The following is a 22,577-nucleotide window of genomic DNA, read 5'->3' on the forward strand; positions in this document are numbered from 1 at the left end:
ATAAACCACGTGAGTGGTGCATCCGGCAAAGAGGCTTTTACAGCGCGACGCTTTCGCGACGACGCAGCAGGAAAAATAATGGGCAGGTCATAACCTGCCCATTATTATTATGTTTAACCCCAGATAACCTGGTAGTGATAACGTCCGGCACTCAGCAAAAACTCCGGAGACACGGAAGGACTCCATGAATCATCGCCGCCGACACCCATATGGAAGCCATCAATATTGAGCCAGGTACCCGCCTCCGGTTGCAGCAGGTGACGGTGGCTGGTTTCCATCAGTTGCTGTTGGCTAAAGCGGTTGATGCTGAACAGGAAGTCGCCACGCCATTGATGCGTGCCGTAGTGCAGTTCGCGCGTGCCGCAGCGCAGACCGTTTTCGCTCGGGAAAACATACGGGGTGTACATCTCATCGAGTGACAGATCCCAACGGTCAAAACAGGCGGCGCTCAGGCGATCCGGGTAGTTCTCATGTGGACCGAGACCTAACCAATTCACTCGCTCGGCGACCTGCGACAGCTGGCAGCTCAGGCCAATACGCGCCGGATGCGGCGTGCCGCTGGCGACGTCGACATCCACCGTTATCTGCATCTCGCCATAACCGTCGATACGATACGATTTACGGCTGATAAACAGTGTTTCACCCTGATACTGCCAGGCATGCGCGGTGGTGATCAGCACACTGTTTGCCAGCGTTTCGGCTTCGCATAACAACAGCAGCGGCTCTACGCGGTAATGGCCTGCGGCCTTCCAACGTTCAACCCAGGCATTTGGGTCAATGCGGTATGACTCGCTGACGCCGATATCGTTGTCCAGCGGCGCGCGGGTGAACTGGTCGGTCAGTGGGGATAACAACTGGGCGGTATCATCAAGCCAGTATTGTGTCAGCAGGCCAGACCGACGGTCGAATTGCCAACGCTTGTTGTCGTTCTCAACAGTAAAGCTGTTTTCGCTAACGTTGAGCTGTGGCGCGTTGCGGACAGTTGGCTGCCGCACCAGGCTGAGTTTCTCTTCCAGCTTCCACTGCTGCCAGGCGCTGATATGTCCGGCGTCTGACCAGGCGGTGGCGCGAGGCTGTTCCACGCGCACCGTCAGCCACAGTTGGCCTGCGGTTTCCGGCATCGGGCGATTTGGCAGGGTAATCACCTGGCGGCCCTGCGGGGCAATATCCAGAACGATTTGTCCGGCGGCCAGCAGGTTGCCGTCCTGGGCAATCGACCAGTGCAGAACTTCGTTATCGCTGCGGCGGAACAGATATTCGCTGGTCACTTCAATCTGGCGTTCAGCGCCCGGCAGTAACGTAAACTGGAAAAACTGCTGTTCATGTTTGGCCTCGTATAACGCCGGATGCGGGGTGCGATCGGCGAACACCAGTCCGTTCATGCAGAACTGACGATCGTTAGGCGTGTCGCCAAAGTCGCCACCGTAGGCTGACCATGCCTTACCGTTCTCATCATATTTAATCAGCGACTGATCCACCCAGTCCCAGACAAACCCGCCCTGCAGGCGCGGATACTGACGAAATGCCTGCCAGTATTTGGCGAAGCCCCCGAAACTATTGCCCATCGCATGGGCATATTCACAGAGAATGAGTGGACGCTGCTCGCCGGGCATCGACAGCCACTTTTTAATCGACCATTTAGGTACCGCCGGGAAGGGCTGATCCTGATCGACGCGGGCGTACATCGGGCAAATAATGTCGGTCGCCGCGGTATTCGCGCCGCCGCCTTCGTACTGTACCGGGCGTGACGGGTCTTCCGATTTCACCCAGCGATACAGCGCGTCGTGATTGACGCCATGACCGGATTCATTGCCCAGCGACCAGATGATAATGCTCGGATGGTTGCGATCGCGCAGCACCATGCGCGTCACGCGCTGGCTCATGGCAGGCAACCATGTGGGATCGTCGCTCAGGCGATTCATTGGCACCATGCCGTGGGTTTCGATATTGGCTTCGTCGACCACGTACAGGCCGTAGCGATCGCACAAGGTGTACCACAACGGATGGTTCGGGTAATGGGAGCAACGCACGGCGTTAAAGTTGTTTTGCTTCATCAGCAGAATATCCTGCACCATCGTCGCCTCATCCATCACCTGACCGTTGACCGGATGGTGCTCATGACGGTTGGTGCCGCGAATCAACAGCGGTTTACCGTTTAACAGTAGCAGGCCGTTTTTGATATCAATCTGACGAAAGCCGACGTCACAGGCTTCTGCTTCAATCAGCACTCCATCCGCGGTATGTAACTGCACAACGGCACGGTACAGATTGGGCGTTTCGGCACTCCATAGCGCTGGCTTTTCGACGTTCAGCCGCAGGGTAACCCGGTCATGATAAGCGCCGCGCTCATCAATAATCTCGCTGCCGAGTGGGGAGGTCGTTTCGTCATTGAGCGTTTCACCTCCCCACAATTGCAGGGTAACGCGTAAATTTTCGCTCGTGTTGCCCGCCACTCTGACTTCCGCTTCCAACACGGCGCGGCTGAAGTCATCGTTAAAACGGGTGTTAATGCGCAGGTCGCTGATTTGCGTAGTGGGCTTATGCAGCAAAGATATGTCGCGAAAGATACCGCTCATGCGCCACATATCCTGGTCTTCCAGATAGCTGCCGTCGCTCCATCGTAGCACCATCACGGCCAGGCGGTTTTCGCCGCGCAGCAGATAATCGCTCAGATCGAATTCAGAGGGCAGACGGCTGTCCTGACCGTAGCCGACCCAGCGACCGTTGCACCACAGATGAAACGCGGAATTGACGCCGTCAAAAATAATGCGCGTCTGACCTTCATCTAACCACGCGTCTTCGATATTAAATGTGAGCGAGTAACATCCCGTTGGGTTCTGTGCCGGAACGTACGGCGGATTAACCGGAATCGGGTAGGTGACGTTGGTATAAATTGGCGCGTCGTAACCGTCCATCTGCCAGTTAGAGGGGACGTTGATAGTGTCAGCCTGTGGCAGATCGTTTGTCAGCCAGCTTTCCGGCACAGCCTCCGGCGCGGGAAACCACGCGAATTGCCACTGGCCATTCAGCGAACGTAACTGGGCTGAGCGCTGATTAGTTCGCGCATCATCTGCTGAGCGCCAGCTACAGAAAGGTGGGTGCGCCTCCAGGCGGTTGAGCTGCGTGACACCGGGATTTTCCCAGTCGCGACGTTTCAGAACAGCGGAGAGTGAATCAGTGTTCAGGTTCATAACGGTATCCTGTTCGAATTTGTTATTCGCTCACAATTTCAATCAAAATACGGATAAGCGTTCCCAACTGTAAAGGATGGGGCGTGTAATGAGTGAACTGACTCACACAATTGTTATACGTTCACATTTTAGGTGTGAGCTGAGAGACTTGCCTCGCCAACTGGATGAGTGAATCCGCGAGCGCCTGGGGAGAGGTGGTTTGCGTATCGGGAGGCAGAACCGTTTTGCGCTTAACCAGAGTTACGGGCAGCAGTTGGTTGCCCACGGTTGATTCGCCATGGGGAAGTTGCAGCAGCCTGTCGACGCTGGTTTCACCTAATAACGGAAAATCCTGCCTGATGGTAGTCAGCGGTGGAATGTAGCAGGCGCTGTCTTCGGTGTCATCGTAGCCGATCACCGAGATATCCATCGCCACCCGCAGGCCGAACTCGCTGATTGCCCGCATCGCGCCCAGCGCCATTTGATCGTTAGCAACCAGCATAGCGGTGGGGAGATTACCGCTATTGAGCAGTTGCAGTGTTTGTTGAAAACCGGACATGGCGCTCCAGTCGCCTTCCAGCTCCGCGACGGGTTGCAACTGGTAGTACGCCAGATATTTATGCCATCCCGCATGGCGAAGCCTTGCCGAAACCGAAGTGCGCGGCCCGCTCAGCAGGGCGATACGCTGATGTCTGTGCTGTACCAGATGTTCAACGCCGAGGCGTGCGCCGTCGTCATGGGAGAAAATCACGCTGTTAATTGGCGTCTGGTCAGAGACATCGAGAAACAGCACTGGCACCGTACCGCAGGCGGCAGCCACGGCAATGGCGTCTTCTTCGTCCAGCGGATAGTTGATGATCAGCCCGGTTACGCGCTGAGAAAGCAGGTTATGGACCGCGGTTTTACATGCCTCAACGCCGCTGCGCTCGACCATGGCGATCACCACGCTGGCACCGGACTGATCGGCGCGGGATTTTATGGCTGCAACGATTTGTGAAGGGGCGTGCAGGGCAAGGTTCGCCGTCACGACGCCAATCAGCGACGTCTGTTTACCTGCCAGCTGCTGTGCGACGCGGTTAGGGATGTAGTTGAGTTCCGCCATCGCGGCCTCAACTTTCTGTCGGGTTTTTGCAGAAACGTGGCTGGCCTGATTTACGACGCGCGAGACGGTCTGGTAAGAGACTCCTGCATGGTCTGCCACATCGTATAGCGTTACCGGTTTCACGTTTATCACCCCTGTCATGATGTTTTCTACGCGCTATGATGCCACAGCGGGACGGTTTTGGGGGATTTGCGCATTGGTTCTGCGAGGCGCATTCCAGGGTTGTGTCTCTGGCGCCGGAGGATTTATCGTCGTGATTATTAACAGAATAAAAAAGTGAGGACATGGTGAGCGACGTTGCGGCAAATAACATTCTGTCTATCTACAGGCGTCATGCGGATGCCTTTGCCAGCCAGCGCTCTCGTGCACTGTTTGAAAAAAGCTGGCTGGACAAGTTCATCTCGGTTATGGGCGGGCAGGGCAGCATTGTGGATATTGGCTGCGGGAACGGTCAGCCGATTGCCGGGTATTTTATCCAGCAAGGTTTTCAGCTCACAGGGATTGATGGTTCCGCAGCGATGTTGGCGCGTGCCCGGCAATCCTTTCCCGCGCAGCGCTGGCTGGAGCAGGATATGCGTGAACTGGCACTCGACGAAACCTTTGCCGGCCTGATTGCGTGGGACAGTTTTTTCCATTTAACCCAGCAAGACCAACGAAAGATGTTCCCAATTTTTGACCGGCTTAGCCATCCCGGCAGCGCGCTGATGTTTACCAGCGGTACCGGGAATGACATTGCTATGGGGCAATTTGAAGGCGAGCCGCTATTTCACGCCAGCCTTGCACCTGATGAGTATCGCGCATTGCTCTCAGCGCACGGCTTTACGGTGATTGAAATGGTGATGAAAGATCCGGAATGCGCAGGGCACACGGTGTGGCTGGCGAAAAAAAGCTAAACGCCGCGAAAGGTTTTGCGCCATTCGGCGGGGCTGACGCCGAAATGAGATTTAAAATGCTGACGCCAGGTGACAGGCGACTGAAAACCGACCTGTTCGGCGATGCGTTCAACGGGCAACTGACTGGACTCCAGTAGCGCCTGGCTGCGGCGAAGACGCTCGACAATCAACCACTCTGCCACGCTCGACCCGGTGGCTTTCATAAAGTGACGGGTTAACGTGCGACGGCTCATCATCACCCGCTGCGCCAGCGCATCGAGACTATGCTGTTCGTGGATATGCAGGCGTAAATAATCAAGCAGCGCATTGATGCGCTGATCCTGGGTGTTTTTCGCCACCGGCTGTTCGATAAATTGGGCCTGACCACCTTCGCGATGCGGCGGCACAATCATCCGCCGCGCAATCTGATTCGCTACCGTGCTGCCAAAACGTTGGCGGATCACGTACAAACAGCAATCCAGCGCGGCGGCAGTGCCTGCGGAGGTAATAATACCGTCGTCATCCACATACAGAGCGTTGATATCCAGACGCGCCGCCGGGAAGCGGGCCTGGAAATCCTGCTCGAACTCCCAGTGCGTGGCCGCCCGTTTGCCATCCAGCAGACCGGCATAGCCGAGGACAAATGCGCCCAGACACAGCCCGACCATTTGCGCGCCGTTTTGCCGCGCACGGTTGAGCGCATCAAGCAACCCCTGCGGCGGGCGATGTGCGGTCGTGCCCCAGTAAGGGATCACCACGATGTCGGCTGCCTCCACCGCTTCATAGCCATAAGCTGCGTTAATCGAGAAACCGTCCTTCGAGGAAACAATACCGGGCTGTTCGGCGCACAATTGCACATCGAAGCGCTTTTTCGCCGCCACTTTGTCACTGAAAATGATGCACGGCACCGAGAAGTGAAACGGGCTGAAATCTTCCACGGCGACAATAGCGACGGTAAGTGGCTGCATACGATTCCTCTGCGGATATTAAAACGTCAGGGTTTCACCATCTTCCGGCACGTTGACGCATTGCGCAATCTGGTTGTCGCTGGCGTATGCTTTCAGCGCGGCGCGGGTCAACAAACAGTGGTTTATCGCCTCCATATGCGTGGCCACAATTTGTGCATTGGGAAGCGTGAAGTGGGTTTTTAGTACATCTTCTGCGCCCATAATAATTGGGCCAAAACCGATGACGTGGGCAAAACCTGCGTTCAAAATCACCACATCCGGCTGGAAAGTCAGCATGTTGGCTTCCACTTCGTCACGCCAGATAGTGTCCCCAACCAGATACAGCGTTTTTTCCGCCGGATGCTGAAAGATAACCCCGCAGGCATCGCCTAAACGTTCCGCCATTTGCGGGATGGCGTAAGCGCGATCTGAGCCATGCTGGCCGCCGGTTTTACGCAGGGTGATGTCGCCCAGCGTGGTATTGTGTGTCAGTACATTAAGTTGGGTGAAACCCTGATCTCGCAGCACCTGCGCATCCTGCTCATTTTGCACGTAAATCGGTTTGTCTTTCGGCACGACCCGTGCTGCAACCTCATCCCAGTGATCTTCATGCAGATGCGTCACGATCAGCGCATCGACGTTAAGCAGATTATCAATATTAACAGGCAGATCGACGGTCGGATTGCGGATCTCCGCACGTGCCGTTCCGGCAAAGCCCGGATAAGCACCTTTTGCCGCCAGCATTGGATCGATTAGAAAGGTTTTGCCACCAAAGGTGATGCACTGCGTGGCGTTGCGGATTTGCGTGATGTTCATGGTGATTGCTCCACGTGTTGGGTCAGTGGTGTCATCGTAGAGTGTTGTGCATAAGTTGAATGTGGGCAAATGGGCGAGTAGCGATGGGATCGGGCCAATTACAGAGGCCGATAATGTAATTAGATTTAAGGTAATTGAATATTTACTTTATAGCTCTCGGGTTAATTCGTTGCTATTGTACCGACCTGAATAAAATACAAATATATACCCGTCATACTTCAAGTTGCATGCTCGTTGGCTTTCCTCGCTCACCCCAGTCACTTACTTGAGTAAGCTCCTGGGGATTCTCTGCGTCGCCGCCTTCCTGCAACTCGAATTATTTAGGGTATATAAATAAAGATTAATTAAATGCGAAGCGGCTTCAAAAAGTATATTGGTTAAATGCAATATATTGCAGCCAATAAAACAGATCGCGAACTATGAAATAAGAATGCTATCATTCACATCAGACGCGGCAGACAACTGCTGGCACAGGCATTCACCCCGGAGCACCTCATGAACAACGACATTCCGCTAAAATATTATGATATCGCCGACGAGTACGCGACCGAAGCCGCAAAGCCGGTAAGCGATGCCGAACGCGACGCGCTGGCGCACTACTTTCAGCAACTGATCACCCGTTTAATGAACAATGAAGAAATTAGCGAAGAAGCGCAGCAGGAGATGGCAACCGTGGCCGGTGTCGACGCGCAGCGTATCGACGATATCGCAGAGTTCCTCAATCGCTGGGGTAACGAGTAGCCAAAGACGTGGTCTGTGTTTTACACTGCGCGCAAATTCAGTAGATATACTCTGCGAGTATTAGATTTAATCAGGTGGAAACAGCAATGAACGGAACAATCACAACGTGGTTTAAAGATAAAGGCTTTGGATTTATCAAAGATGAAAATGGCGAAAACCGCTATTTTCATGTGATTAAGGTTGCTAATCCTGAGCTGATCAAGAAAGACGCGGCGGTAACCTTTGAACCGACCACCAACAACAAAGGTCTGTCTGCCTATGCGGTGAAGGTCATACCAGACAGTAAATACATCTATATCGCTGGCGAACGTCTGAAGCTCACGGCGATCAAGTCGTACCTGGTATACAGCGAAGAAGTCCCTGTCGAGACCCGTATTGATAAAGAAAATGCGGTGCTGTCTGTCGGCGTGCTGATGAACAGTATCCGGCCGAAATCAGAGGTGAAGCCAGGTGAAATGCGTAAGCTGAAAAAACTGGCTATCACCACTTTCCAGGGCACGACGCTGATTTTCTCCGAAGATGAAATCGACATCGAGGCGACAGTGAAACTGCTTAAGGTCTGAAGCTCTTCAGACTGATAAGTGCCGCAACTCTGCTATCCATTGCCCCATGCGGATGTTGTTGCTCTGAGCGCTGAGGATGTTAGAAACCGCTCGCTCAGAGCAGAAAACGTTATTCAATAGCTGAAGCCGTTGCTGGCTCCGCGTCCTAATTATTGCTGAGGTCCAATTAGTTAGGATAAAAACAAAAGAAGCAGGACGGAGTCTGGTAATAATCTATTCATAATGTTAATTATTGATTAAATAAAAGTAGCATCTCATGAAGTTGGGATATTTTTATTTCTCATAGACGAGAATTTACACATCATGATATAATATGGTGGAGAAAACTCGCGGTTTATTAATCTGCGCGTAATGTAAATAAATTTTCGGGGAGTGCATTCCAGTGGGACGTAAATGGGCCAATATTGTTGGTAAAAAAACGGCTAAAGACGGTGCAACGTCTAAAGTATATTCAAAATTCGGTGTGGAAATCTATGCTGCTGCTAAACAAGGTGATCCAGACCCAGAATTAAACACTGCTTTAAAATTCGTTATTGAACGTGCGAAACAAGCCCAGGTTCCCAAGCACGTTATTGATAAAGCGATTGATAAAGCCAAAGGTGGCAGCGACGAAACGTTCATGCAAGGGCGTTATGAAGGCTTTGGTCCAAGTGGTTCCATGATTATCGCTGAAACCCTGACTTCAAACGTTAACCGCACAATTGCTAATATTCGTTCAATCTTCAATAAAAAAGGTGGGAATATCGGGGCGGCAGGTTCTGTCAGCTACATGTTTGACAATACTGGTGTGATCGTATTTAAAGGCACTGATCCTGACCACATTTTTGAAACTTTGCTTGAAGCTGAAGTCGATGTTCGTGATGTCACCGAAGATGAAGGCAATATCATTATTTATACTGAGTCTACCGACCTTCATAAAGGCATTGCAGCGTTAAAAGCAGCGGGAATTACAGAGTTCTCAACAACAGAATTAGAAATGATTGCTCAATCAGAAATTGAACTGTCGGCAGAAGATTTAGAAATCTTTGCAGGGCTTGTTGATGCCCTTGAAGATGACGATGATGTTCAAAAAGTATATCATAACGTTGCAAATCTCTAATTCTAAATTAAAGAAATCTGTCATTGTGGCAGATTTTTTTAACGAATAGATTTGTTATAAAAAGTATATCTGGCCAGACAGTACGGCAGAAAAAAGTAAATATCTGCTGGCTCAATTTTGGCTCTGTCTCGCCAGCCACTGACCGACGATAGGCCATAATTTCTCCGCATTTCGCGTCCGAAAAAAGCCCATGTGTCCCACGGAAGAAAGACCAAAATCTGCGTGCCTAATTTCGCGATGTTCGATTTTTGCGTTTTGCACTGGCTCCATCAGGGATGCAATGGCTTCAGGGTTAGCCCACGGATCGTCATCAAAACCCATCACCAGTAAAGGTAAGGTTATCTTACTTGCCCGTTGACGTGCATCCCAGTCTGGATCGTCGTAGAAATAACCCGGCATTGCGCTCCAGCGTCCCCACTGAAGCATCACGGGAGCAGGCAAATCTTCGCCCAGTCCAAGGCGCCTGGCAGGCATATACCCGAAGATACGGCAAAGAACCGGGGCTAGAACACGCAGCAGGCACCAGACCCGCACCTTCTCTGCCGTTTGTTTTATTGTGCTCGTCACCCCGGCATGGGAGGCCACAATGACGGCCGCGTGCAGGGCGGAGGTGGCCGCGGAAAGCAGAACAGCATGTCCGCCGACACTGTGTCCTACCGCCAGCAGGTTAAGTCCGGGGAAATGCGTTTTAGCCCAGGCAGTAATGCAGCCTACATCCTGCTCGATCCAGTCTGACATCGAGATGCTGTAGCTACGGAGCTTCCCGGATTTTGAGCGGCCCATTCCACGGTAATCGTAAGTGATGACACTGAATCCCTGATTAAAAAGGTACTCTGCGAATCCCTTATAAAACGCCTGTACCACCGCCGTGGCTGGGTGGAGAATAACGATTGCTTTGGCATCGCTTCTTTCCCAGATCGTGGCAGACAGAAATCCGCCTTCATTGACGGGTATTAATATTGAATTCATTCGTAGAGCCTTATCTTTGTGGTCATACCAGTGAGTTCTGAATTCAATGTAGCTTTAACTACCAAATTTAGCGATTTTTTTTGTTCTGTATCCCGGCCTCGTTAAAGGAGACCGTGAATAGTGTAAGGCTATTTTAGCTTTCCTCTCAGCGCTTCATAGACCTCAAGCGCTTTCTGCACATTCGTCTCATTCAACGATATCTCCGAGATGTCGATAAACCAGGTTCCTGAGCTATTGGTGATCTATCTAAAATCTAATAATCAGGATAATCCTGTTAATTTTACAGAATATGTAGTTATATTATGTAAATGCGTTTCGTTAATCGCCAAATGATTCCAAATAACTCCAAATATTAACCATATTTAGTAGCCATCCATAGCCACTTGAAAACAACAAACTGTTGTAAAAAAATAATAGTAAAGTAACATATGACTAATCAAAGAGGATGATCATGTCTGTTACTCTGCAGTGGAAAAATACAAGCATTCATCCATCAAAACTATAATGCCGGGATGAATAAATAAAAATGGGTAGAAATAATAAACGAAAGGCTCCGCAATCTAATCCGTCAAAAAAAAAGCCAAAGGATAAGAATGTGCCTAAACCTTTTCTCAAAAAAATTAGTAGTTTTATTTTATGGCTCTCCGCTACTGGTGGACTTACATTTGCTGTTACCTATGTTTTCGATTTTTTGACTGGAGATGTAGAGGTCAGGTACGTTAAATCTTCTGGAAGAAGTTATGAATTTAACTTGACGAATAAAAGTTCTACCGACCAGATTATTGAGACTTTCAGAATAGTTCCTGATTTTGAACAAAAGGTAATATATAAAATAACAAAAGATATCACCGGTGTTTTTACTAAGGATGGTGTGTCAATTCCTGGTGGAAATATATCTTCTATGCCTGCGTATGAGTATAAAGAGATGAATGGCTATGTATTGGCAGCGAAGTCTGATGTGAATTTCTTTGTTCCACCTTTGGTTGCGAGGAATTATGTAGAGCCGGAGTATGTTGTAGTATTTGCTGAATATAGAACGAAGTCAAATAATAAATACATAGCAAAACTTGAATCTGCGTTAATAAAACTAAAGCTTAGAGATGGTGTTAAACGTCAAAAATATTTAATTGTTAATAATTTCTGGACTCCAATAAGCAATAGCAATTTTATCGATGCAGTAAAAATCGCTTGCCGAGATGATGACGTCTTTGCAAAAACGGAAGAATGTAAAAAATATATTAATAATTGATTTTTTGTGAGAAGGGTTTGGTGTTTATCATTCTGAACTTCTGTTCTCTGTATATTATATGTATGTATTAAAGTGACATCAAAAAAATAGGAAGTTTTTAAGCCTGGAGGTAAGATGCAAAATTTAATATTTATTGTAGATGAAGATCTTCAAGATGAACCCTCGACCGAAGAAATAATCACGACGCTAATTTCTGATGGCGAAGAAATACCTCTCGAAAATACAGTAAAAAAAGGAAAGCCATTTACCTCTTCTAAAGGAAACTGCGAGACAGAAAATAGTGATCGTAAAATGATAAATCCTTTAGTGGCCAATATTGCGCTTGAAATGGCTGCGAGATTGTTACCATTACCTGTCGCAGTTCTTGTGAACGCAGCACCTGCCGCTTATTCTTTATATCAATTATTTTCAAAGAAAGATGAAGAAGATGTTTCTGTTGCCAGCTTGAAGCAATCTGCAAGTTCTTTTGATAAATATTTAAAGCGTATAAGTATGACTATCGATATGACCTCAAAGGAAAATTACCGTTTTCAACCTGGTCATCCTCAGATAAATCAAGCTTACATCAGACACCCTCTGTCAGAGGATAATGACTCTAAAAAGGATCTTTATATCCTCAGTGATAGCTTAGATGATATCCTGCTTCAGGAACGAGAGGCTGAGATGATAAGAGTATTTGTAAGTCTGGGGGCGACGAAAATAGAATTTCGCAAAGAAAATAAATCGAATTTATTAAGTGATGCTAAAGTAGAAATTGATACTGCATTACCTGTTAGTTCAGCTGAGACTAGCATGAAATTAAATTCCGCGACCACGGATATCGGTAGCGCTAAACGAGTTATTACTTTAGCTGGTTGTGAATGGAAAAAAGGTAGGGAACTTGATAGATCAGCATTTAGTTGGTTACCGTATGAACCATCATGGGAAAGCATTGTATTTGCAAGGGAAAAGGGTGGTTGCCTTAGTGCAGAACTGGAATTAAAAAAGAAGAGCGTATTCTCATCGACTAAAGAGGGACGCTTAGGATTTGGCATGAATGCGTTCACAGGTTCAGTAGGCGCAAGCGTGGATCTCAATCGAGAGCAAGATGAGAACTATACTGTTTATGTTGAGTTTAATCAGCCAGTGTAATATGCCATTTTAATTTCAATCTTGTTGGCAATTGTCGATTGCTTAATCGATGATTGCCATTTATGTGCGACAATATAGTGTAAACTAACCTAAATGACATGAAGTCGCTATTTGCCCCTGCCATCCTCAAGCCTGACGCTCCGATACCTAACAAATGTGATCTACTTCACCTCCCGGCAACCAAAATTTCCTGTGACTCAACGCCGTCCTCTATCTGTTTCGCCACTTTTTGTAAGGCCGGAAGATGCTTTTCCGCTGCCTGTTCAATGGTCATGGCGCTGGCTAGATACACCAGGTTCAGACAACCGATAACCCGCTGTTCGCTGCGGATGGGAACGGCGATGGAGGCGATTTTTTCTTCCTGATCCCACCCGCGATAGTTCTGTCCAAAGCCGTCTTTACGTGCGCGGGCCAGAATAGCGTCGAGTTTCAGCGGTTCGCGGGCTAACTGGAACTCTTCTCCCGGTCTTGAGGCCAGCATTTCAATCAGTTCCTGACGTTCATTCTCCGGGCAAAATGCCAGCCAGGTCAGGCCGGAGGCGGTTTTCAGCAGCGGTAATCGACGTCCGACCATCGCCCGGTGAAATGACAGACGGCTGAAGCGGTGGGTGGTTTCACGTACTACCATCGCGTCAACGTCCAGTGTGGACACGTCGGTCGGCCAGATGACTTCGCGCAGCAAATCCCCCAACAGCGGGGCGGCGAGCGCAGAAATCCACTGCTCGTCACGAAATCCCTCGCTGAGCTGACGGACTTTAATGGTTAAGCGAAAGCTGTCATCGGACAGGCTGCGTCGGACGTATCCCTCATCCTGCAACGTTTCCAGCAGACGTCTGACCGTGGTGCGGTGCAGGCCGCTTAGCTCGGCAAGCAGGGCAACGCTGGCCCCACCGTCAAGCCGATTTAACATATTTAATAACATTAACCCGCGCGTTAATCCGCGCACGGTTTTGTATTCAGTACCGTTGTCACTTTTCATATTCATTGACAAATCTACATATAAAACAACGTTGTGCACTTGGTGCACATCCAGGCATGTTTTGATTGTAGCGCAAAAACTCACTTCTATACTGACCGCACAATAAAAATTATTCACATATTTTTAACAAAACAAATTGCGCCTCACCAGGGCCTGCAATTGCGTTTTGTCCGAGTAGTGAGGTTCTGAAATGACAACTATAAATCCTGATATCCAACCCGCAGTGCAGCACACCGTGCAGGTAGCGATTGCTGGAGCCGGCCCGGTAGGGCTGATGATGGCGAATTATCTTGGTCAGATGGGTATTGAGGTGCTGGTGGTAGAGAAGCTCGACACGCTGATCGACTATCCCCGCGCCATCGGTATTGACGATGAAGCGCTGCGCACCATGCAGTCCGTTGGTCTGGTCGAGAACGTTTTGCCACACACCACGCCGTGGCACGCGATGCGCTTTCTTACCCCGAAAGGCCGCTGCTTTGCCGATATCCAGCCGATGACCGACGAATTTGGCTGGTCGCGCCGCAATGCGTTCATTCAGCCGCAGGTAGATGCGGTGATGCTGGAAGGGCTGTCGCGTTTCCCCAACGTGCGTTGCCTGTTTTCTCGCGAACTGGAAGCCTTCAGCCAGCAAAATGGCGAAGTGACGCTGAACCTGAAAGCGCCGGACGGTCAGCGGGAAACGGTGAAGGCCCAGTGGCTGGTGGCCTGCGACGGTGGCGCCAGCAACGTCAGGCGCTCGCTGAATGTGCCATTTGAAGGTAAAACCGCACCGAATCAGTGGATTGTAGTGGATATCGCCAACGATCCGCTGAGTACGCCGCATGTGTACCTGTGTTGCGATCCGGTGCGCCCGTATGTTTCTGCCGCGCTGCCGCATGCGGTGCGCCGCTTTGAATTTATGGTGATGCCGGGAGAAACCGAAGCCCAGCTTAGCGAGCCGCAGAATATGCGCCAACTCTTGAGCAAAGTGCTGCCGAACCCGGATAACGTCGAGCTGATCCGCCAGCGCGTGTACACCCATAACGCCCGGCTGGCCGAACGCTTTCGTATTGACCGTGTGTTGCTGGCGGGCGACGCGGCGCACATTATGCCGGTCTGGCAGGGGCAGGGGTACAACAGCGGTATGCGCGATGCCTTCAATCTGGCGTGGAAACTGGCGCTGGTGATTAATGGCAAAGCCGGTGATGCGTTGCTGGATACCTACCAGCAGGAGCGCCGCGATCACGCCAAAGCGATGATCGATTTGTCGGTTACCGCTGGCAACGTGCTGGCGCCGCCAAAACGCTGGCACGGCGCGGTACGCGACGGAGTTTCCTGGCTGCTGAACTACATCCCACCGGTAAAACGTTACTTCCTTGAAATGCGCTTTAAGCCGATGCCGCAGTACCACATCGGGGCGTTGGTGCGTGAAGGTGACGCGAAAACCTCGCCAGTCGGCAAGATGTTTATCCAGCCGAAGGTCACGCTGGAAACCGGCGAAGTGACGTTGCTCGACAATGTCATCGGCCCGAATTTCGCGGTGATTGGCTGGGGCTGTAATCCGCTGTGGGGCATGAGTGAAGTGCAGATCCAACAGTGGCAGGCGCTGGGGACGCGGTTTATCCAGGTGGTGCCGGATACGCAGATACATACCGATCAGGATAACCATGACGGCGTTATCCGCATTGGCGATACGCAAAACCGTCTGCGCGCGTGGTTTGCCCAACACAATGCCGCACTGGTGGTGATGCGCCCGGACCGCTTTGTGGCCGCCATCGCTATTCCGCAAACCCTGGGCAACACCCTGAATAAACTGGCGTCGGTGATGACGCTCACCCGCGTAAATACCGATCTTCCTGTTGAAAAGGTAGCCTGATATGCACGCTTATCTTCACTGTCTTTCCCACTCGCCGCTGGTGGGCTATGTCGACCCGGCGCAGGCCGTGCTTGATGAAGTTAACGGCGTGATCGCCAGCGCCCGCGCACGTATTGCGGCGTTCGACCCTGAGCTGGTGGTGCTGTTTGCCCCCGATCACTACAACGGTTTTTTCTACGATGTGATGCCGCCGTTCTGTTTAGGCGTAGGAGCCACCGCAATCGGCGATTTCGGCAGCGCTGCTGGGGAACTGCCGGTGCCGACCGATCTCGCTGAAGCCTGCGCCCATGCGGTGATGAAAAGCGGTATCGATCTTGCCGTGTCCTACAACATGCAGGTCGATCACGGCTTTGCGCAGCCGCTGGAGTTTTTGCTCGGTGGCCTGGATAAGGTCCCGGTGTTACCGGTGTTTATTAACGGCGTCGCCACGCCGCTGCCGGGCTTTCAGCGTACCCGCATGCTCGGTGAAGCCATTGGTCGTTTCGCCAGTTCGCTGAATAAACGCGTGCTGTTTTTAGGTTCTGGTGGACTGTCGCATCAGCCACCGGTGCCGGAGCTGGCGAAGGCCGATGCCCATATGCGCGACCGTCTGCTTGGCAGCGGCAAACAGTTACCCGAGAACGAGCGTGAATTGCGCGAGCAGCGAGTGATCAGCGCCGCCGAAAAATTTGTGCAAGACCAGCACACACTGCATCCGCTTAACCCCGTCTGGGATAACCGCTTTATGACCCTGCTTGAGCAGGGACGTTTGCAGGAACTGGACACGGTCAGCAATGAAGAGCTATCCGCGATGGCGGGCAAATCAACGCACGAAGTGAAAACCTGGGTTGCCGCCTTCGCTGCCATTTCTGTCTTTGGCAACTGGCGCAGCGAAGGTCGTTACTATCGCCCGATCCCGGAGTGGATCGCCGGATTCGGCTCCCTGAGCGCCACCACACAGAACTGAAACAGAACTGAATATGCAGGAGAAAATCATGACTTACCAACCGCAAACCGAAGCCGCCACCAGCCGTTTTCTGGAGGTGCAGGAGGCAGGCGAAACCCTACGCGTACATTTCAATGACTGTGGGCAGGGCGAAGAGACCGTGGTGCTACTGCACGGCTCAGGTCCTGGCGCGACGGGCTGGGCGAACTTCAGCCGCAACATCGATCCGCTGGTTGAGGCCGGATACCGGGTGATCCTGCTGGATTGCCCTGGCTGGGGGAAAAGCGATGGGATCGTTAACCGTGGTTCGCGATCCGATCTCAACGCCCGCATTCTGAAAAGCGTAGTCGATCAGTTGGATATTCAGAAAATCCACCTGCTGGGTAACTCAATGGGCGGACACAGTGCAGTGGCGTTTACTCTCACCTGGCCGGAGCGCGTGGGCAAGCTGGTACTGATGGGCGGTGGAACGGGCGGCATGAGCCTGTTTACCCCGATGCCGACCGAAGGCATCAAGCGTCTGAATCAGCTGTATCGTGAGCCGACCATCGAAAACCTGAAGCTGATGATGGAGATCTTTGTCTTCGACACCAGTGACCTGACTGAAGCGCTGTTTGAGGCGCGTCTGAATAACATGCTGTCGCGCCGCGATCACCTGGAAAACTTTGTCCAGAGCCTGGAAGCCAATCCGAAACAGTTCCCGGATTTCAGTCCGCGGCTGGGTGAAATCAAGGCGCAGACCCTGATTGTCTGGGGCCGCAACGACCGGTTCGTGCCGATGGACGCCGGTCTGCGCCTGCTCTCCGGGATTGCCGGTTCTGAACTGCACATCTACCGCGACTGCGGGCACTGGGCGCAATGGGAACATGCGGATGCATTTAACCAACTGGTGCTGAACTTCCTCGCACGCCCTTAAGGAACTGACATGACGAATCTTAATCTTGAGCAGTTAGCTGCTGATTTACGCCAGGCAGAGGAAAAAGGGGAAGCTATCGCCCCGCTGCGCGAATTGATCGGCGTGGACAATGCCGACGCGGCCTATGCCATTCAGCGTATCAACGTGCAGGACAGCGTGGCGCGCGGGCGGCGCGTGGTTGGGCGAAAAGTGGGGCTGACGCACCCGAAAGTGCAACAACAGCTGGGCGTCGATCAGCCAGACTTCGGCACGCTGTTTGCCGACATGTGCTACGGCGATAACGACACCATTCCGTTTTCGCGTGTACTGCAACCGCGTATTGAAGCGGAAATTGCGCTGGTGCTGAACCGCGATCTGCCCAATGCCGACACCACTTTTGATGAGCTGTATAACGCCATCGAGTGGGTGCTGCCCGCGCTGGAAGTGGTTGGCAGCCGTATCCGCGACTGGTCAATAAAGTTTGTCGATACCGTGGCGGATAACGCCTCCTGCGGCGTGTATGTGGTCGGCGGCCCGGCGCAGCGTCCGGCAGGGTTAGATCTGAAAAACTGCGCGATGAAAATGACGCGCAATCACGAAGAGGTCTCCAGCGGGCGCGGCAGCGAATGTCTGGGGCATCCGATCAACGCCGCCGTCTGGCTGGCGCGCAAAATGGCCAGCCTCGGCGAGCCGCTGCGTGCGGGGGACATCATTCTCACCGGGGCGTTAGGCCCGATGGTAGCAGTGAACGCGGGCGATCGTTTTGAAGCCCATATCGACGGTATTGGTTCAGTTGCCGCCACTTTTTCAGCGGCGGTTACAAAAGGAAGTCAGTCATGAGTAAGCGTAAAGTCGCCATTATCGGCTCCGGTAATATCGGCACCGATTTGATGATTAAAATTCTGCGCCACGGCGTGCATCTGGAGATGGCGGTGATGGTGGGGATTGACCCGCAATCCGATGGTCTGGCGCGCGCCAGACGTATGGGCGTTGCCACCACCCATGAAGGGGTGACCGGGCTTATCGCCATGCCGGAATTTGCCGATATCGACATCGTGTTTGACGCCACCAGCGCGGGCGCACATGTGAAGAACGACGCCCTGCTTCGCGCCGTTAAACCGGGGATCCGCCTGATCGACCTGACGCCCGCGGCGATCGGTCCATACTGCGTGCCGGTGGTGAATCTGGCAGCCAACGTTGACCAGCAGAACGTCAATATGGTGACCTGCGGCGGGCAGGCGACCATCCCGATGGTGGCGGCAGTCTCTCGCGTGGCAAAAGTCCATTACGCCGAAATTATTGCCTCGATCGCCAGTAAATCTGCGGGGCCGGGCACTCGCGCCAATATTGATGAGTTCACCGAAACCACCTCAAAGGCGATTGAAGTGGTCGGCGGCGCCGAAAAAGGTAAAGCCATCATTGTGCTCAACCCGGCCGAACCGCCGCTGATGATGCGTGACACAGTGTATGTGCTAAGCGAAGCGGCCTCCGAGATTGAAGTTGAAGCGTCTATCAACGAGATGGCGGCGGCGGTACAGGCCTATGTGCCGGGTTATCGCCTGAAACAGCGCGTACAGTTTGAAGTCATTCCACAGGATAAACCGGTGAATCTGCCGGGTATCGGCCAGTTCTCCGGGCTGAAAACCGCAGTGTATCTGGAAGTCGAAGGTGCGGCGCACTACCTGCCAGCTTATGCGGGCAACCTCGACATTATGACCTCCAGCGCGCTGGCGACCGCTGAGAAGATGGCGCAGTCACTCACCCGTCAGGCAGGAGAAGCAGCATGAACGGTAAAAAACTCTATATCTCTGACGTGACCCTGCGTGACGGTATGCACGCCATTCGTCACCAGTATTCGCTGGAAAACGTGCGCCAGATTGCGAAAGCGCTGGATGATGCGCGGGTCGATTCTATTGAAGTGGCGCATGGTGATGGTTTACAAGGTTCCAGCTTTAACTACGGCTTTGGCGCGCACAGCGATCTCGAGTGGATTGAAGCGGCGGCGGACGTGGTGCAGCACGCTAAGATCGCCACGCTGTTACTGCCGGGGATCGGTACTATTCACGACCTGAAAAATGCGTATCAGGCCGGGGCGCGGGTGGTACGCGTGGCGACCCACTGCACCGAAGCGGACGTGTCGGCCCAGCATATTCAATATGCACGCGAACTGGGTATGGATACCGTCGGCTTTCTGATGATGAGCCACATGACCACGCCGGAAAATCTGGCGCAGCAGGCGAAGCTGATGGAAAACTACGGCGCGACTTGTATCTACGTGGTCGATTCCGGCGGGGCGATGAACATGAGCGATATTCGCGCCCGCTTCCGCGCCCTGAAAGCGGTACTGAATCCGGAGACGGAAACCGGAATGCATGCGCACCACAACCTCAGTCTCGGTGTGGCGAACTCGATTGCTGCGGTGGAAGAGGGCTGCGACCGTATCGACGCCAGCCTGGCGGGGATGGGCGCAGGCGCGGGCAATGCGCCGCTGGAAGTGTTTATCGCTGCTGCGGATAAGCTCGGTTGGCAGCACGGCACCGATCTGTATGCGCTGATGGATGCTGCCGACGATCTGGTGCGTCCGCTGCAGGACCGCCCGGTGCGAGTGGATCGCGAAACGCTGGCGCTGGGCTATGCCGGGGTGTACTCCAGCTTCCTGCGTCATTGCGAAGTGGCGGCGGCGCGTTATGGCCTGAGCGCGGTCGATATTCTGGTTGAACTGGGCAAGCGCCGAATGGTGGGCGGCCAGGAAGATATGATCGTCGACGTGGCGCTGGATCTGCGTAACAGCAAATAAAAATGATTACGCGGCTGGCAATGTATCAGCCGCGATTCACCTGCATCGTGACCTCAGAGGTACATCTTATGACTACCCGTACCCCCGCATCCTGGCGCCTGACGTTGACCGTCGGGCTGTGTTTTTTAGTCGCCCTGATGGAAGGGCTGGATCTCCAGGCCGCCGGGATCGCTGCCGTCGGTATCGCTCATGCGTTTGCGCTGGATAAAATGCAGATGGGCTGGATCTTCAGCGCGGGCATTCTCGGCCTGCTGCCCGGCGCGTTGGTCGGCGGTATACTGGCCGATCGCTATGGCCGCAAGCGTATTCTCATTGCCTCCGTGGCGCTGTTCGGCCTGTTCTCGCTGGCGACGGCGATTTCCTGGGATTTCTCGTCGCTGGTCGTTGCCCGTCTGATGACCGGCGTGGGGCTGGGCGCGGCATTGCCGAATCTGATCGCGCTGACCTCCGAAGCGGCGGGTCCACGTTTTCGCGGCACGGCGGTGAGTCTGATGTATTGCGGCGTACCGATTGGCGCGGCGCTGGCGGCGGCGCTTGGGTTTAGCGGGCTCGCCTCCGCCTGGCAAACGGTGTTCTGGGTTGGTGGGGTGATCCCGCTGCTGCTGGTTCCGTTGTTGATGCGCTGGCTGCCGGAATCGCAGGTTTATACCCAACAAACGCAGGTGGCTGCCGCGCCGTTGCGCGCCCTGTTTGCGCCAGCGACGGCGAGCGCTACGCTGCTGCTTTGGCTGTGCTATTTCTTCACCCTGCTGGTGGTGTATATGCTGATCAACTGGCTACCGATGCTGCTGGTGGAGCAGGGATTTCAGCCCTCGCAGGCAGCAGGCGTGATGTTTGCTCTGCAAATCGGCGCGGCCAGCGGGACGTTAATTCTCGGGGCGTTGATGGACAAACTGCGTCCGGTGGTGATGTCGCTGCTGATCTACACCGGGATGTTGGCTTCGCTACTGGCGCTGGGGACGGTGTCGACATTCAGCGGCATGCTGATGGCGGGATTTGTCGCGGGGATGTTTGCCACCGGTGGGCAAAGCGTGCTGTATGCGCTGGCGCCGTTATTTTACAACACGCAGATCCGCGCCACCGGCGTGGGCACCGCCGTCGCCGTCGGACGTTTGGGCGCGATGAGCGGCCCGCTGCTGGCCGGGAAAATGTTAGCGCTGGGCACCGGAACGGTGGGCGTGATGGCGGCGTCTGCGCCGGGGATTTTGCTGGCGGGCCTGGCGGTATTTATTCTGATGAGCCGTAAATCGCAGATGCCGATCCCGGCTAACGGTGCTTAAGCGATCGTCCGGAGTGGAGTGCCCGACGCGGGCATCTGCGTCTGGAGCAGGGTAGACACATCGCCATAATTGCGGGTGAGCGCGGAGCCTTGCGGGTATGTCTGTGATAGTGTGAGGGCTTATTTCCGTCAAAACAGGAGCCAGAACAGAACATGTCGCAGAATAATCCGTTAAGCGCCATCCTCGACAAACAGGATTTCCTGTTACTGGATGGTGCGATGGCGACGGAGCTGGAAGCGCGCGGTTGTGATTTAGCTGACAGCCTGTGGTCAGCCAAAGTGCTGGTCGAAAACCCGCAGCTTATCCGCGAAGTACATCTTGATTATTACCGGGCGGGGGCGCAATGCGCGATCACCGCCAGCTATCAGGCCACGCCAGCAGGTTTTGCCGCGCGCGGCCTGGATGAAGCGCAGTCGAAAGCGCTGATTGGCAAAAGCGTGGAGTTGGCACGTAAAGCGCGTGAAGCCTGGCTGGCTGAGAACCCGCAGGCGGGTACGCTGCTGGTGGCAGGATCCGTCGGGCCTTATGGCGCGTATCTGGCGGATGGATCAGAGTATCGTGGCGATTACCAACGTAGCGTTGAGGAATTTCAGGCATTTCACCGTCCGCGCGTGGAAGCGTTGCTGGATGCCGGGGCCGATCTGCTGGCCTGTGAAACCCTGCCGAATTTTACCGAGATTGGTGCGCTGGCTGAGCTGTTGACCGCGTATCCGCGTGCCCGGGCGTGGTTCTCATTTACCCTGCGCGACAGCGAGCACCTGAGCGACGGTACCCCGCTGCACGACGTGGTGGCGTTGCTGGCGGGTTATCCGCAGGTGGTGGCGTTAGGCATTAACTGTATTGCGCTGGAAAAGACCACTGCCGCATTGCAGCATCTGCACGGCTTAACGGCGCTGCCGCTGGCGGTGTATCCAAACTCAGGCGAGCATTATGATGCGGCAAGCAAAACCTGGCATCATCACGGTGAACATTGTGCGCAGTTGGCGGATTATTTGCCGCAGTGGCAGGCCGCTGGCGCACGGTTGATCGGCGGGTGCTGTCGCACCACGCCGAAGGATATTGCTGAGCTGAACGCGCAGCGCTGAGAGTTTATCGGGCCTACATCGTTCACTGTAGGCCTGATAAGCTCAGCGCATCAGGCATTGCCGGATGGCGGTACAAGCGCCTTATCCGGCCTACAAAGCAAC

Annotated in this window: 20 protein-coding genes; 14 read left to right on the plus strand and 6 right to left on the minus strand. The window is 53.3% G+C overall.

What is annotated here, in order from left to right; genetic code table 11:
• Positions 1-113: 113 nt before the first annotated feature.
• Entirely contained in the window at positions 114-3,191 is a 3,078-nt protein-coding gene (locus FDX11_RS15975; protein WP_137398215.1) for a beta-galactosidase, read from the minus strand.
• Positions 3,192-3,312: 121 nt separating this feature from the next.
• A complete protein-coding gene (locus FDX11_RS15980; RefSeq protein WP_137398278.1) occupies positions 3,313-4,404 on the minus strand; it encodes a LacI family DNA-binding transcriptional regulator in 1,092 nt (363 codons plus the stop codon).
• Positions 4,405-4,556: 152 nt separating this feature from the next.
• Here FDX11_RS15980 and FDX11_RS15985 point away from each other — a divergent pair, with 152 nt between their 5' ends.
• Positions 4,557-5,165 (plus strand): class I SAM-dependent methyltransferase, encoded by a 609-nt coding sequence (locus tag FDX11_RS15985; RefSeq protein WP_137398216.1) that lies wholly within the window; start codon positions 4,557-4,559, stop codon positions 5,163-5,165.
• On the opposite strand, the gene FDX11_RS15990 is transcribed toward FDX11_RS15985, so the two are convergent.
• Positions 5,162-6,112 (minus strand): GlxA family transcriptional regulator, encoded by a 951-nt coding sequence (locus FDX11_RS15990; protein ID WP_137398217.1) that lies wholly within the window; start codon positions 6,110-6,112, stop codon positions 5,162-5,164. The genes FDX11_RS15985 and FDX11_RS15990 overlap by 4 nt on opposite strands.
• Positions 6,113-6,130: 18 nt before the next feature.
• Positions 6,131-6,907, minus strand: coding sequence for an MBL fold metallo-hydrolase (locus tag FDX11_RS15995; protein ID WP_042310261.1), 777 nt, complete (start codon positions 6,905-6,907; stop codon positions 6,131-6,133).
• A 495-nt stretch (positions 6,908-7,402) separates the two neighbouring features.
• Here FDX11_RS15995 and FDX11_RS16000 point away from each other — a divergent pair, with 495 nt between their 5' ends.
• From FDX11_RS16000 to FDX11_RS16010, 3 genes are all read left to right on the plus strand, one after another.
• Entirely contained in the window at positions 7,403-7,648 is a 246-nt protein-coding gene (locus FDX11_RS16000; RefSeq protein WP_042310259.1) for a YmjA family protein, read from the plus strand.
• Between the two features lie 86 nt (positions 7,649-7,734).
• Entirely contained in the window at positions 7,735-8,211 is a 477-nt protein-coding gene (locus FDX11_RS16005) for a cold-shock protein (RefSeq protein WP_042310257.1), read from the plus strand.
• Positions 8,212-8,593: 382 nt separating this feature from the next.
• Positions 8,594-9,310, plus strand: coding sequence for a YebC/PmpR family DNA-binding transcriptional regulator (locus FDX11_RS16010; protein WP_042310255.1), 717 nt, complete (start codon positions 8,594-8,596; stop codon positions 9,308-9,310).
• Between the two features lie 111 nt (positions 9,311-9,421).
• Here FDX11_RS16010 and FDX11_RS16015 read toward each other — a convergent pair whose 3' ends face one another.
• Positions 9,422-10,279 (minus strand): alpha/beta fold hydrolase, encoded by an 858-nt coding sequence (locus FDX11_RS16015; RefSeq protein WP_137398218.1) that lies wholly within the window; start codon positions 10,277-10,279, stop codon positions 9,422-9,424.
• A 526-nt stretch (positions 10,280-10,805) separates the two neighbouring features.
• Between FDX11_RS16015 and FDX11_RS16020 the strand changes: the two genes are divergently transcribed.
• Both FDX11_RS16020 and FDX11_RS16025 read left to right on the plus strand, forming a co-directional pair.
• Positions 10,806-11,528, plus strand: coding sequence for a hypothetical protein (locus tag FDX11_RS16020; protein WP_137398219.1), 723 nt, complete (start codon positions 10,806-10,808; stop codon positions 11,526-11,528).
• Between the two features lie 114 nt (positions 11,529-11,642).
• Entirely contained in the window at positions 11,643-12,659 is a 1,017-nt protein-coding gene (locus tag FDX11_RS16025; RefSeq protein ID WP_137398220.1) for a hypothetical protein, read from the plus strand.
• A 166-nt stretch (positions 12,660-12,825) separates the two neighbouring features.
• Here the strand turns inward: FDX11_RS16025 and FDX11_RS16030 are convergent, their stop codons facing one another.
• The gene (locus FDX11_RS16030) at positions 12,826-13,638 is read right to left on the minus strand and encodes a DNA-binding transcriptional regulator (RefSeq protein WP_212734569.1); all 813 of its coding nucleotides are present in this window, start codon (positions 13,636-13,638) and stop codon (positions 12,826-12,828) included.
• Between the two features lie 190 nt (positions 13,639-13,828).
• Between FDX11_RS16030 and FDX11_RS16035 the strand changes: the two genes are divergently transcribed.
• The 8 genes from FDX11_RS16035 (at position 13,829) to mmuM (ending at position 22,475) form a co-directional block, all read left to right on the plus strand.
• The gene (locus tag FDX11_RS16035; RefSeq protein WP_137349043.1) at positions 13,829-15,493 is read left to right on the plus strand and encodes a bifunctional 3-(3-hydroxy-phenyl)propionate/3-hydroxycinnamic acid hydroxylase; all 1,665 of its coding nucleotides are present in this window, start codon (positions 13,829-13,831) and stop codon (positions 15,491-15,493) included.
• Between the two features lies 1 nt (position 15,494).
• Entirely contained in the window at positions 15,495-16,439 is a 945-nt protein-coding gene (gene mhpB, locus FDX11_RS16040) for a 2,3-dihydroxyphenylpropionate/2,3-dihydroxicinnamic acid 1,2-dioxygenase (RefSeq protein ID WP_137398222.1), read from the plus strand.
• A gap of 28 nt (positions 16,440-16,467) precedes the next feature.
• Positions 16,468-17,334 carry a 2-hydroxy-6-oxonona-2,4-dienedioate hydrolase gene (gene mhpC, locus FDX11_RS16045; protein WP_079225288.1) on the plus strand — a complete coding sequence of 289 codons (867 nt, stop codon included), beginning with the start codon at positions 16,468-16,470 and terminating at the stop codon, positions 17,332-17,334.
• A gap of 9 nt (positions 17,335-17,343) precedes the next feature.
• Positions 17,344-18,153 carry a 2-keto-4-pentenoate hydratase gene (gene mhpD, locus FDX11_RS16050; protein WP_137360360.1) on the plus strand — a complete coding sequence of 270 codons (810 nt, stop codon included), beginning with the start codon at positions 17,344-17,346 and terminating at the stop codon, positions 18,151-18,153.
• Positions 18,150-19,100 (plus strand): acetaldehyde dehydrogenase, encoded by a 951-nt coding sequence (gene mhpF / locus FDX11_RS16055; protein ID WP_042310236.1) that lies wholly within the window; start codon positions 18,150-18,152, stop codon positions 19,098-19,100. Before mhpD ends, mhpF begins: the two co-directional genes overlap by 4 nt.
• On the plus strand, positions 19,097-20,110 hold the full coding sequence (gene mhpE, locus FDX11_RS16060; RefSeq protein ID WP_137398223.1) for a 4-hydroxy-2-oxovalerate aldolase: 1,014 nt from the start codon (positions 19,097-19,099) through the stop codon (positions 20,108-20,110). The genes mhpF and mhpE overlap by 4 nt, the downstream gene beginning before the upstream one ends.
• 68 nt (positions 20,111-20,178) lie before the next feature.
• Positions 20,179-21,390 (plus strand): 3-(3-hydroxy-phenyl)propionate transporter MhpT, encoded by a 1,212-nt coding sequence (gene mhpT, locus FDX11_RS16065; protein WP_137398224.1) that lies wholly within the window; start codon positions 20,179-20,181, stop codon positions 21,388-21,390.
• 152 nt (positions 21,391-21,542) lie between these two features.
• Entirely contained in the window at positions 21,543-22,475 is a 933-nt protein-coding gene (mmuM, locus tag FDX11_RS16070) for a homocysteine S-methyltransferase (protein WP_137366113.1), read from the plus strand.
• Positions 22,476-22,577 lie beyond the last annotated feature (102 nt).

It is taken from the genome of Citrobacter sp. wls714 (genome assembly GCF_005281025.1).
GTDB classification, from domain to species: Bacteria; Pseudomonadota; Gammaproteobacteria; order Enterobacterales; family Enterobacteriaceae; genus Citrobacter; species Citrobacter werkmanii.